10 protein-coding genes are annotated in these 13,639 nt (G+C 33.5%); 4 read left to right on the forward strand and 6 right to left on the reverse strand.

Annotation, left to right across the window (positions count from 1 at the left end; translation table 11 throughout):
* Window positions 1–354: helix-turn-helix domain-containing protein (locus tag IJQ68_RS08755; RefSeq protein WP_292799300.1), on the reverse strand; the 354-nt coding region annotated here is incomplete at its 3' end.
* 311 nt (window positions 355–665) lie between these two features.
* Between IJQ68_RS08755 and IJQ68_RS08760 the strand changes: the two genes are divergently transcribed.
* Window positions 666–1,115 carry a hypothetical protein gene (locus IJQ68_RS08760; protein ID WP_292799303.1) on the forward strand — a complete coding sequence of 150 codons (450 nt, stop codon included), beginning with the start codon at window positions 666–668 and terminating at the stop codon, window positions 1,113–1,115.
* Window positions 1,116–1,194: 79 nt separating this feature from the next.
* Here the strand turns inward: IJQ68_RS08760 and IJQ68_RS08765 are convergent, their stop codons facing one another.
* Window positions 1,195–2,502: a prephenate dehydrogenase gene (locus tag IJQ68_RS08765; RefSeq protein ID WP_292799305.1), complete on the reverse strand. Its 1,308-nt coding sequence runs from the start codon at window positions 2,500–2,502 to the stop codon at window positions 1,195–1,197.
* A gap of 206 nt (window positions 2,503–2,708) precedes the next feature.
* Here IJQ68_RS08765 and IJQ68_RS08770 point away from each other — a divergent pair, with 206 nt between their 5' ends.
* Window positions 2,709–3,650 (forward strand): bile acid:sodium symporter family protein, encoded by a 942-nt coding sequence (locus IJQ68_RS08770; RefSeq protein ID WP_292799308.1) that lies wholly within the window; start codon window positions 2,709–2,711, stop codon window positions 3,648–3,650.
* Window positions 3,651–4,094: 444 nt separating this feature from the next.
* On the opposite strand, the gene IJQ68_RS08775 is transcribed toward IJQ68_RS08770, so the two are convergent.
* On the reverse strand, window positions 4,095–4,559 hold the full coding sequence (locus IJQ68_RS08775; protein WP_292799311.1) for a cell division protein SepF: 465 nt from the start codon (window positions 4,557–4,559) through the stop codon (window positions 4,095–4,097).
* 5 nt (window positions 4,560–4,564) lie between these two features.
* Window positions 4,565–5,614, reverse strand: a complete 1,050-nt coding sequence (locus IJQ68_RS08780; RefSeq protein ID WP_292799314.1) for a DUF1611 domain-containing protein — start codon at window positions 5,612–5,614, stop codon at window positions 4,565–4,567.
* A 213-nt stretch (window positions 5,615–5,827) separates the two neighbouring features.
* Here IJQ68_RS08780 and IJQ68_RS08785 point away from each other — a divergent pair, with 213 nt between their 5' ends.
* Both IJQ68_RS08785 and IJQ68_RS08790 read left to right on the forward strand, forming a co-directional pair.
* Window positions 5,828–6,772, forward strand: a complete 945-nt coding sequence (locus tag IJQ68_RS08785; RefSeq protein ID WP_292799318.1) for a 3H domain-containing protein — start codon at window positions 5,828–5,830, stop codon at window positions 6,770–6,772.
* Window positions 6,765–7,355 (forward strand): ZPR1 zinc finger domain-containing protein, encoded by a 591-nt coding sequence (locus IJQ68_RS08790; protein WP_292799321.1) that lies wholly within the window; start codon window positions 6,765–6,767, stop codon window positions 7,353–7,355. Before IJQ68_RS08785 ends, IJQ68_RS08790 begins: the two co-directional genes overlap by 8 nt.
* 27 nt (window positions 7,356–7,382) lie before the next feature.
* On the opposite strand, the gene IJQ68_RS08795 is transcribed toward IJQ68_RS08790, so the two are convergent.
* Together IJQ68_RS08795 and IJQ68_RS08800 are read right to left on the reverse strand one after the other, a co-directional pair.
* A complete protein-coding gene (locus IJQ68_RS08795) occupies window positions 7,383–7,817 on the reverse strand; it encodes a hypothetical protein (protein WP_292799324.1) in 435 nt (144 codons plus the stop codon).
* A 270-nt stretch (window positions 7,818–8,087) separates the two neighbouring features.
* On the reverse strand, window positions 8,088–13,639 hold a 5,552-nt coding region (locus IJQ68_RS08800), incomplete at its 5' end, for a DUF11 domain-containing protein (RefSeq protein WP_292799327.1).

Consider the following 13,639-nt stretch of genomic DNA (forward strand, 5'->3'; position numbering starts at 1 on the left):
GAATAAGGTATATATCATTTCTCGTACATCTTCAATTGTTAATCCTTTATCGCTAGTTGTGATGGCTTCATAAAGAATTTGCAGTTTTTCATCGTCTAATTCTGATTCAAGGCCACAATTACTATAATCAGGCATTAATCCGTCAATACCTTTCTCGTTATATTCTCTGACCCAACGTTCACCTGTTTTTCTATAAACATTCATAATTTCAGAAGCTTTTTTTATCGTATCGCCATTTTTAACCATTTTAATTAAATATGCTCGCCGATAAATATTGTACGAATCCTTATGTTCTTTTATAAGATCATTTAAGTCATTATCCGTTAAATGTTTTTCAATTTTTGCGACTTTCATAATTATTATATATGAACTTCATAAGGTATAAACTTTTCCAAAAAAACTATAGTTTATCATTATTTTGGTGTTTTATTGCTCAACTATTTTATTAAAATGATTGAAATAGTTATTGTGTTATATCAAAAGATTATTTTCCACAGAGATATTTATTTTCAAATACTCACCCACTTATTTTAAAATCCTTGTGATATGATTTAGGTTCCTATAAATACAATACATCCTTTTTTAAAATATTAAACAAAACAAAACAAGTGTTCTGGTAATTTTTATTAAATATAAAAGATTAAAATAAATATAGGAGGTAAAATATGAACAAAAAAATATTTACATTATTTACCTTGTTTATTGTTATAACAAGTATAAGTGCAGTATCTGCTTTTGATTTAGGAGATATTTTTGGTAGTGGAGATCAGACTGTAAAAATAGGAGGAATAGATTTTAATATTCCTGCAGGTTATAAAGAAGATTCTAAAAATACTTTCAATATGATTGAAGGATATATAGATGAAGGATATGACTTTGATGGAAAAGTCTACGTTAAAGATAACACTCAAGTGGGAATATTTGTTTATAATTACAGTTCTTCAGGTGCAGAGGACATTTTAGGCAATCTTTCTAATGAAACTACTATTAATGATGTAGGCGGTTTCATGGAATTTGATGACAATGACTATGTTTTCGTTTATTCAAAAGACAAATGCATAGTTATGGTTGCATCCAATGATAAAAATGTCATTGGCGACTTTATAATAGCTTAATTAAGCTATTATATTGTCATTCTGATAACAATCACTTGTTTTTTTCGCATATTTTTTTATGAACATACATTCAATGTAATTAGCATATCTTGCCACCAATCCCTTTTATATATTCTTCAACATATGCTTTGTCTTTTTTATCAAATAACGTAAGATTGAATGTGTAAGTTGATTTTGAATCATTGGTGGTGATATCGGTTATTTCCGCATCGATTATAGGATCAATGTTTTTAAACATTTGTATTAAATATTTTTCTTTACACTCTGAAGGGAAAATTACGCTTAAATCAACGTGCTCCAGCTTGAGGTTGTTTTTCTTCCATTCGTAAAGTTCACTTTCAGACATTATATCGATATGGGAAATATTGAGTGTGAGCTCTTCATCACCGGTATTTATGATAGTACTTTTTGCGGTAACTTTTTTCACGGTTCCAACATAGGTTTCCTGAGAATATAATTGTCTTAATCCAATCTCTTTGCCAATTGATTTTGTCAGAATGTTTGCCTTTTGTGTTGTCATGCTTATTGCCTTATCTGAACGGATTAATGCTTCTTCACGTTCATCCAAATGCTGTGCTGATTCAACAATGCTTTTTACAAAGTCTTCCTCAGCGCCATGTTCAATCAGATTGGACAGATATATGCTTTCATTTATCAATGCGTTTCTTGCGTTTCCCGTTTTATCATTGTTCTTTTGTATGGAATAGTAAAGATGAGGATTTTGAAAAACTATCCGACTTACCATGTCAAGCATCATACTGTAAACCGGACTTGAAAAGTTTCTTGACTCTTTAACATTTATATTCAGTTTCCTGATTGTTGAAGCCAGTGCGATAAATGAAAAATGAGTAAGCCCCTGAACGATACTCATATATTTGTCATGTTCTGAAGGAGTTGTCTGGACAATTTCACAATTTGATTTAGTCAAATACTCTTTCACACGGCCAATCCATTTGTCTGATCTGTTCTTGATTGGAGTCAATACGATAATCTGTCTTTCAAGTGTGGGAACCCGTGGACCGAACATTGGATGGCACGGCAATATTTCCACATTTTCAGGAGCGTATTTATCTAGGGCTTCTGCGGCTTCTGATTTAATGCTTGCAACATCCATCAGCAATGACCCCTCAGGCGCATGGGGAGCCACATCTTTAATTGTGTCGACCATAAATTCAATAGGAACGCAAAAGAGTATAATGTCTGCATCTTTAACTGCATCGATATTGTCATTATTATAATATACATTAAGTTTCTGGGCGATTTCATCTCCTGATATTGCATCACGGCTCGTTATTGTGATATTGAAATCATTCTTCAGGTGTTCCGCCATCCATCTGCCAAGACCCCGTGTGCCTCCGATAATTGTCATGTTTGATTTATCAGTCATATTCTACCACTAATTATTTTATTTGTTTATATTCTATTTTAATTTTGGGCTAAAAATCTAGTAAATCTTTTTTTGTCAAATCCAAAAATTAATTTTTTATATACGAATTAAAAGTAAAGAATTCATTGTGAAACTCCCAGTAGCAAGAGAATTATTTTTTAATTTAAATCAATACCTTTTTAATATTAAAAATCAAAAATTAAACTATGAAAAGGATTTTTGAATTTATCGAAAAATATTTTTTTATAGTAATATTAATTGCGGTTGCTATTTCTCTAGTTTACCCAAATTCATTTAAATGGGTTTTAAGTGAATATAATGGCATAAACATCATCAATTTACTTTTAAGCATTGTTCTTTTTACAATGGGGACCACATTGAAATTGGACGACTTCCTAAATGTTTTCAGAAATCCTAAGGAAATTGCAGTTGGAATTTCAGCACAATATGTAATAATGCCTCTTTTGGCATTAACTCTTGCAAGCGCATTTTCTCTTGATACTGCTTTGACTGTTGGACTAATTCTTGTTGGAACAGTACCTGGAGGAACCGCATCTGATGTCATTACTTTTCTTGCAAAGGGAGATGTGGCGTTGTCCGTTTCTTTAACTGCAGTTTCTACTGTAATTTCACCTATATTAACCCCAATAATAACATTATTGTTAATTGGCAATCAGATTCATTTCAATCCTGTAGGATTGTTCATTTCAATTGTTGAAATAGTGATTGTTCCAATTATTTTAGGTTTAATCTTGAATTACAAATTCCCTAATTTTTGTGAAAAATTAAAAGATTATTTGCCTACCGTTTCATCAATCGTGATTTGTTTAATAGTTGCGGGAGTGATTGGAGCCAATAAAGAAGCTATTTTAACTTCATCCACCATAATACTAATTGTTATTGTCCTACAATATATCCTTGCAATGTTAATTGGATTTGGAATTGGCCACCTTGCAGGAATGGACAAAAAACAGATAATAACCGTAGCTATTGAAATTGCATTTCAAAATTCAGGTTTGTCAACCAGCCTTGCAAAGACTCATTTTCCAGACTTATCTCAGGCAACTGTTCCTGGAGCGATTTATTCCGTCTGGCAGAATTTTGCAGGATCAATTCTCGCCTATGCATTCAGAAAATATCAATCCTAACGATATTCTCTATTTTTTTAGTAATTTTTACTGCAATAATCCATATCAACTATGAGGCATTGCTTTTGGAAATTTCGTTAGGTTTTCTTGTTGAGAAAAATACATTAATAAAAAATACTTAAAATTGTTTAATTTATAAAAAGAGATAATAATGGTGTTTAATAGCTTTTTTAAACACCTTTTGTTTTTTGGAAAACTTTGGCAGATAATTTTCCATGTATTGAATTAGAAAATTGTGAGAAAACTAATTCAACAAATTTAATTTTGGAGATTGTATTATTATTGACTAATAATGTTTGAAGCAATGTGTTTTTTAGGTTTACCTAAACTTTACATCACTAATAATAATGTAGTTAAAAGTAGTATTTAAATGTTTCTATTTTTTTAGGTATACCTAAATTTTGAAAAAATAAGATATCAGAATAATGCGACAGCATTATCCGATTAACTTTTATTTAATAATTTAACTTTCTTAGGAGAAAGAATAATCAGATTTTTTTCACTTGTACGTGAAAGCAATAAAGCCTGAGCACCATAACGAGCTCTCATTTGCTTAATTTTTTCTCCAGCAAGTTTAAAGTTAGCAGGACTTTCATTTTCAAGAAAAGACAAATCCAAAATAACAGGATTTTTCTCTTCGAGAACCTGATCGACCACATAATTAATATCATCAATGGTTTTAGGCCTGATTAAAACAATTTCATAAAAGGACTGTTCAGGGATGATAGGTTCAATATCATCGTATCTTGGTCTAGGACTGGTAGGATTACCCCCAAAACTAGGATTTTGTCTTGGACGAGGGTTGGAAGGACCAGGACCTTGATTATTCACTCCACTTCTTGGTCTGGATGAAGATGATTCATCAATTTCAAAGCCTAAACTTTTTTTAATAGTATCCATTAAATTCATGTTATTTACTCCTCTAAATAATCGAATATAGCATCTAATAATTTTGAAGCACCATTAGTGTAGACATCCTCAACAGGCAAATTAAATTTAGATTCAAAGTATTCAACATCAGTATCTAATCCGGCATTCTTTAGATTAATGGATAAACCAACAACTTTAGTCGGTTCGAGAGATTCAATAGCTTTAATTTCTTCTTCAATGCCTCTAGGTTCTCTGTAAGGATGGTTTGGTCTGTGTCCAACAATAACTGCATCAGGAGCAGCTCCGATTAAAATAGCTGCAGACAATCCTCTTGGGTGAGGATTTCCTTTTTCAGTCAAACTGGATTGACCTTCAATAAATATGATATCAGGATTCTTTTCAGCCTCAACATATTTGATTGCGGCCAAAATAGCTGCAGGAACATCCATTGCAGATAAACTGCCTGCTCTAAAATTAAAATCAGTAGGTTCTTCAAGACCCATTTCATCAGTAGATATGATAGCAGGAGTTAAGCCACGTTCCATGGCAGCAATTCCTAATTTTTTAGAAGTTGTTCTTTTACCGCACTCCTGGGATGTGCCCCCAACAAAAACAACAGGAGCTTTTGGAGTGTAGGAAATTTTAGGCAATACTTCGCAGGATTTTTCAGGTGCAATTCCTGCAAATTTTTCAACAACATCTAATCTAGGACTGATTTCTTTGATAACAACATTTTTTGCTTCAGCAAATTTAGCTAATGAAGGATTTTCTTCAATGGATAATGATCTGAATGAAGTAACTACATTTAATCCAGCATCAATAGCCTGAACAGCATATTTCAGTGCAGTTCCTTCAGCGCCAATCGGCAACATTATAACAAGGGACTTTGCGTCGCTGTCAATCAGACATTTTTCCAGACTGTCTGCAATAATATGACCGCAAAACTGCTTGCCCTGTTTTCTTTCATCATCATCAATGAAGCCAACTGTCTCAACACCTTCAAGATTGGAGAATTTTTCTCCTCCTCCACCACAGCCAACGACAATGAATGGATTTAAATCCTGAATTTCTTTAACTGAATCTACTGAATACAAAACTATCTCTCCTCTAACTTATAATTTATAACATCTCTATAATCATAAAATAATAACTTGAAAAATTTTTTTAAAAAAAAATAGTTTCAAAAATATTATATATTAATTATAATTATTATAGTTTCTAATATTAAAATATATGTTTTAAATAGAAAAATCTTTTTAATGATAATTTATAAAGATTTAATAAAATAATACTTGGAGTGGAAAAACATGAGAAAACCTTATGTTATACTAATTGGAAGTGCATCCGGGATTGGAAAGTCAACAATCGCATCTGAACTGGCTAAACAGTTGAATATAAAACATTTGATTGAAAGTGACTTTATTAGAGCAGTTGTTAGAGGAATTATAGGAAAGGAATATGCGCCGGCATTGCACAGCTCCTCATATGACGCATACAAAAATCTGAGAAACAAGGCTAATTTTGAAAGCTATGAAGACCTTGTTTCCGCAGGATTTGACGAACATGCATCATATGTTATTCCGGGACTTGAAAAAATCATCCAAAGAGCAATTACAGATTATGATGACATAATTATTGAAGGAGTGCATTTGGTTCCGGGACTGATTGACATTGAACAGTTCAGAGATTATGCCGAAATATATTTCTTCGTTCTGAGTTCTGATGAGGAATCCCACAAGGAACGTTTTGTAAAACGTGCAATTCAGATACATAGGGGTGGAAAACAACTTGATTTCTTTACTGAAAACAGAATAATCCATAACCACTTATTGCATAAGGCAGAAATCAACAATGTTCCAATAATCAAAACCGAAAGCATAGATAAAAGCATAGAGCAGATATTGACGATTATCAACAAGTCCTGCACCAATATCAAACTGACCAACAGCGTGGAGGAACTGGAAGAGGTTATTGATATCATCATAAACCAGAATAATGGGAAAATAGAAAAAATTACTTACAGCCTTAAAGGATTTAAGGATCCTCTGGTGCGTGACGTTAAGGTTTCAGATTATGATTCAGCAAAAAGATTTATAGACAATATTGATAAGAATCCTAATGTTAAAGAGGACTTGAAGAATCTGTATAATCTTTCTAAATACAGGGAATTCCTTATTTGCGCCGCCAATAACGAAACAATTGAAAAAATAGAAAAAGAATTATCAGATAAAGGATTTGTATACAATGAGTGAAGAAGAAACAACTGAAATTAATGAAATGGTTATCAAATGTCCGGCATGTGGTGTTGATGGAATTGCAACATCAATAATGAAAGAAATTGAAATTCCTCATTTCGGAAAGGTTCTTGAAACGACAATCCAATGTGCAAACTGCGGATTTAAGCACAGTGACGTGATATCACTTGAACAGAACGACCCTGCAAAATACACATTAGGAATTTCACAGGACACATTATCCGTTAGAGTAGTGCGTTCACAATCCGCAACTGTCACTATTCCCGAAATCGGAGTTAAAGTGGAACCAGGTCCAAAATCAGAAGGCTATGTAACTAATGTGGAAGGAATCCTTACCAGATTTGAAAGTGCAGTTAAAAAAGCGTTGCAGCTATTTGAAGATGCTGAATCACAAAAGAATGCTAAAAACACATTAGCTGAAATTCAGGAGCTGATTAAGGGTAACGGTACTGCCACATTAATAATTGATGATCCTTTCGGTCAAAGCAATATCGTCAGTGATGAGGTTATCATATCTGAAATCCCTGAAGATGAGTTAAAAGAGCTTAAAACAGGATTTTCACATATTGAAGATAAATAATTAAAAAAATAAGTAAATGGAAGAATATTATTCTTCTTCCTCTTCTTCTTCGGTTGCGGAAAAGCTTACAAATGAGTCTTCTTCTACAACATCTTTTAATTTTAATGTTTTTTGAACATCCATAGCTAAAGCGTTACAATCTGCTTTAATAGCTTCTAAATGTAATAAAATTCTTTCTTTTTCTTGATTGATTCTTTCGATGTTTGTGTATGGGTAAGTTGATTCCTTAAGCATTTCATATTCAATTGTAGTGTAAGGATAATCGTTTAATTGTTTACATACATTTTTTAAAACTTCACCTAAGAATTTGTTCATTTCAACTTTTACTCTTTCCCTAATCATTTTGTCGTCATCGAGATTTTCTTTCATTAAACGAACAACTTCAGCTTTAGCGAAAGGTAATTTTTCTTCATCTTCATCGATGAACTCTTCATTTTGGTTATTAATTTCTTCTTCTGACATAATAATACATCCATTATTTTTAATTAACAATATTGTGCAAAAACAATCAAGTTTGTAAAAAACTTATTATTACATCAATACCATTTATTATATTTATTAAAAGTCTTATATAAAAGTTTCCTTTATTTTACATATATGACTAATAATTCAATATAGAATAAGTGCAAGTAGTAAAATAATTAGGTATAAAATCAATAATTTTGATACTTGAAAAATTTTGAAAAATCGTTTAAAAAAAATAAAAATAGGTAGCTTAAATGCTACTTTAAACTACCTTTTCTTTAAAATATTTGAACCGCAAAATGCAAGTGAAATCAAAGATATGACCATCAATAAGCCAATAGGAATTCCAGTTTCCTTCATTTCAACACCAGCTTTTGATACCATGTCCAAACCATCATGAACGAATTCATTTTCTTTAAATTCATGATAGAGACCATAATCAAATATGTTATCCGGAACAAGAATATTTTTAATAATATCCACAACACATTCAACATAATTATTATTCAAATTAAAATCGAATGTATCGGAACTTGCTGAAACCCTATTATTAGCCAAACCCTCTTTTGCAGCAACAGCATTTAAATGAAGTGAGGTTTTCTCACCATTGGCCAATGATTTGATATGCCAGACATGACTTGCATCATCATAGTCGCCTGATGCGGCGAAAGCTGATTTAAATAATAATGAGTCATCCATGAATTCCCTGACGCTGATATTTCTTGCAGTATCTGGGCCGTTATTCGTGATTTCTATGGAATATGAAATCAAATCGCCAACATCGTATTGCACTTTGGAGACTGTTTTTATGATTGACAAATCAGCTGCGGGACTTACGGAAATAGATTTTTCAGCCCTATTGTTATTCTGATTATAATCATATTGGGCTCCTTTTACAGAAGCAATATTTGTAAACTCACCAGTCTTATCCACACGGCAGATAATTGTTAGCTGTACAGTCTTTTGTGAGCCTAAATCGCCAATATACCATGTTCCTGTTGTTGAATATGATCCATCGCCCTGTGCACGTATGAAGGTTAATCCTTCAGGCAATGAATCAATAACAAATACCTCTGATGCATCGCTAGGCCCATTGTTTTTAACGATTAAAGTCCATTCAACCAAATCCTTATAGTTAGCTTTTGTCTGATTGACAAGTTTAGTTATCTCCAAATCACATGCCAAATCTACACTGACTGATGATTCATCCCTATTGTTATCCGGATTAAAGTCATGCTCCTTAGCATTTGCAGTTGCGATATTTTTAATTTCACCTATTGATTTGACTCTTGTTGTCAAGTTCAAAGTCTGAATTTCACCAACTTCAAGGCAGCAGAATTTCCAGTATCCGTCAGAATAATATCCTTTAGAAGCCACATAATCAACGAATTCCAAACCTTTAGGAAGAATATCCAGGATTTCGATTTCATTAGCCTTATCAGGACCGTTATTCTTAACAGTTATAGTCCATTTTACCAAATCATTATAATTTGGAGATGAAACGTTTGATACTTTGGAAATCTCCAAATCAGCACAAGGATTAACTATTACTGATTTATTATCTTCACTGTTTGATGAGTTATAATCGTATTCATTAGCTGTAACGTCAACAACGTTGGTAAAATTACCTGTTTTATTGACTTTAGTAATGATTTCAAGATTAACGACTTCACCAACACTCAAATCACCGATAAACCAGATGTCATTTATATAATGGCCTTTGCTTTCAGTTGCACGAATCAGCTCAAAGGCTTCAGGCAATGCTTCATTTACCCTAACACCACTTGCATTATCCGGACCGTTATTCTTAACAATGATAATCCATTTAATGTTTTCGCCATAGTTAGGATTAGGATTGCTGACTAGTTTCACAATCTCCAAATCACTAGCCAAAGGAACATTTATTGATGAATTTGCCCTATTGTTGGATTTGTTATAATCATATTCTTCACCTGAAACATTGACATTATTGATAAATGTTCCTGTTTTATTAACGAATGTGACAATTTCCAATGTTTTTGATGAAAATGCATTTAATGATCCGACATTCCATTTTCCATTGGAATAATTACCGTTTACACTTTGAATAATCAGTCCTTCAGGCATGATATCATCAACAAAAACACCTGATGCATTATCCGGACCGTTATTTCTAACGACAATTGTCCATTTAATCAGGTCATGATAATTTGGAGTTGAATTGTTTACAGTTTTAGTGACTTCCAGGTCCGCAGCTTTAGGAACGGATACAGATTTGGATGCATTGTTATTTCCAACATCATAATCGTACTCGTTAGCTGAAACATCAACCTTATTTACAATAATTCCTGTTTTGTTGACTCTAGTTACAATGTTTAATGTTGAACTTTCACCATTAGCCAAATCACCAATAGTCCATACTCCATCAGAATAGCTGCCGACAGATGCATCACAAGAATCTAAAACCAGACCAGAAGGCAAGACATCACTGACATTAACGCCGGTTGCATCATCAGGACCATTATTTCTAACCATAACAGTCCATCTGATTAAATCTTTGAAATTTGGAGATGTATTGTTAACTTCCTTAATGACAATCAAGTCAGCTGCTTTTGGAACATTAATGGATTTGCTGGCATTGTTGTTTGAAGGATTATAGTCATATTCCCTGCCGGTTACAGAAACTTTATTTGTTAGTAAACCTGTTTTATTGACCAGAGTTACTATTTCAAAAGTTTCAGATTCACCATAAGCCAATGAATCTATCTTCCATCTGTCTGTACCGCTTTTTATTATCAGACCTGAAGGCAACATATCAGTTATAACAACATTATGAGCAGTATCCGGACCGTTGTTTTTGACAGTTACAGTCCATTTAACCAGATCCAAGTAGTTTGGTGAAGAATTATTAACATTTTTAATTATTTCCAAATCAGCTGAATCCGGAACAATAACAGATTTAGATGCATTATTATTGCTCATATCAATATCATATTCATTGCCTTTTACAACAACCACATTTTCAATTGTTCCAGTCTTATTAATTCTAGTTACGATATTTAGTGTTGCACTGCCACCTTTAGCCAGATTACCGATAGTCCAGACACCATTGGAATAACTGCCGACAGATACACTGTAAGAATCTAAAACTAAACCTGAAGGCAAGATATCACTGACATTAACGCCAGTTGCATCATCAGGACCAATATTGCTAACAGTCACAGTCCACCTGATTAAATCACCGAAATTCGGAGCAGTGTTATTAACGGATTTTACAACAGCCAAATCAGCGGATTTAGCCACATCAATGCCCTTTGATGCGTTATTATTGGAAGGATTATAGTCATGTTCTCTGCCTATGACAGAAACATTGTTGATAATAACGCCAGTCTTATTAACTAAAGTCGTTATTTCAAAACTTACGGATTTTCCAACATTTAAAGACCCTATTGTCCATCTTCCATTATTATAATTGCCTGTAGTGTCCGTTACAATTAAACCAGAAGGCAACATATCCTTTAAAACAATGTCGTGTGCTACATCAGGCCCGTTGTTTTTAACTACTATTGTCCATTTGACCAGATCACCGAAATTAGGAGAAGTGTTATTAACTGATTTTACAACAGACAAATCGGCTGCTTCAGCTACATTAACAGAATCCTCTGCATGATTGTTGGCCATATTAATGTCAAATTCATTTCCTTTAACATCAGCAGCATTTATAATAGTACCTGTCTTGTTAATTCTAGTTACAATATTTAAAGTTGCACTGCCGCCTTTAGCCAGATTACCGATAGTCCAAACACCGCCAGCATAACTGCCAGCAGATACACTGTAAGAATCTAAAACTAAACCTGAAGGCAACACATCACTGACATTAACACCTGTTGCATCATCAGGACCATTATTTTTAACCACAACAGTCCATTTAACGAGATCATTAAAGTTAGGAATGCTATTATTAACTGATTTTGAAACAGCTAAATCAGCAGCCTTTTCCACATTAATGCTTTTTGATGCATTATTATTGGAAGGATTGATATCGAATTCATTACCTTTGACAGAAGCAGTGTTTTTTATAGAACCTGTTTTATTGACAAGGGCGACAATAGATAAAGTTGCACTACCTCCATTAGCCAGATTACCAATAGTCCAGACACCTTTAGAATAGCTTCCAACAGAAACACTATGTGATTGCAAAATTAACCCTGCAGGCAACGCATCACTAACGTTAACTCCTGTAGCGGCATCAGGACCATTATTCCTAACAGTCACAGTCCATTTAACCAAATCACCGAAATTAGGAGCAGTATTATTAACTGATTTTACAACAGCCAGATCAGCAGCTTTTGCCACATTTACTGAAGCATCTGCATGATTATTGCTTTCATTGATATCGAATTCATTGCCTTCAACACTGACAACATTCTTAATAGTGCCTGTCTTGGTAATTTCAGTTACAACAGTTAAAGTTGCACTGCCACCTTTAGCCAGATTACCAATTGTCCAAACACCATCAGAATATCTGCCAGAAGAAGCAGAAGAAGATTTTAAAAGCAGATCTGAAGGCAACACATCAGTGACGTTAACGTCTGTTGCATCATCAGGACCATTATTCCTAACAGTCACAGTCCACCTGATTAAATCACCGAAATCTGGAGAAGTGTTATTAACTGATTTAACAACGGACAAATCAGCAGCTTTTACCACATTAATCGTTTCTGAGGCTTTGTTGTTTGAAGGATTATAATCATACTGGGAACCGTTTACGCTAGCCGTATTTTTAATGGATCCTGTAGCGTTGACTTTAGTGATAATTTCTAAAGTAGCTGATTTTCCAACATCCAAAGAGCCCACAGACCATTTTCCAGACACATAATTTCTTGGAGGATTGATAACAATTAATGCATCCGGCATGACATCTGTTACTACAACACCAGTTGCCCTGTCGGGACCATTGTTTTTAACAGTTAAAGTCCATTTGACCAAATCACCATAATTCGGATTTGTGACATTGGCGGTTTTTGTTATTGCCAAATCTGTCGCATCATTTACAGTGATTTTTTGACTGTCCTGATTATTTGTTATATTCCAGTCAAACTCATTTGCAGTGATATTTGCTTTATTTGTAATGTCACCAGTTTTATTTATCAAAGTAGTGATTTTAAGAGTTGCACTAGCACCTTTAGCCAAATCACCTATATTCCAGACACCACCAGAATAGCTTCCATGAGAAGCAACAGCAGACCTTAAAAGCAAACCTGAAGGCAACACATCACTTACATTAACTCCGGTCGCATCATTCGGACCATTATTTGTTACAGTTAATGTCCATACAACCAAATCATGATAATTGAACTGTTCATCACTGCTTGTCTTTTTTACACCAACATCAACTTTTGGTGTTACCACAAATGTTGTTTGGTTTGTGATTGCCTTATAATAATTATCCTCAAAATGTGTAGCGGTTAAAGTATAAGTTCCAGGTTTTAAATCAGCTAAAACATCATTAACTTCACCAAGATAACTGGATTTTAAAGTATTATTATAAACAACAGTGCCGTCAGAGTGTTTAACTGTCAATAAGACATCAATATTGTATTCGCGCGCATCCTGATACAGTTCACCACTGTTTGTAGCTCCTGAAACCGGAGTTTGACCATCGACCTTAATGTTTCTGTTTAAAGCCGCATTGTAAATTGCATTTGAAACAGGCAAATAGTTATATTTCGCAATATTGTTTCCACCAAAGATTATAGCTCCAATTTCTTCATTTTCACCATAATATATATCGTTTGCATAAACTGGAAGTGCATAAACCCAAGCCTGATTTTCAGTCA

The organism is Methanobrevibacter sp., assembly GCF_017447225.1.
Lineage (GTDB): Archaea > Methanobacteriota > Methanobacteria > Methanobacteriales > Methanobacteriaceae > Methanocatella.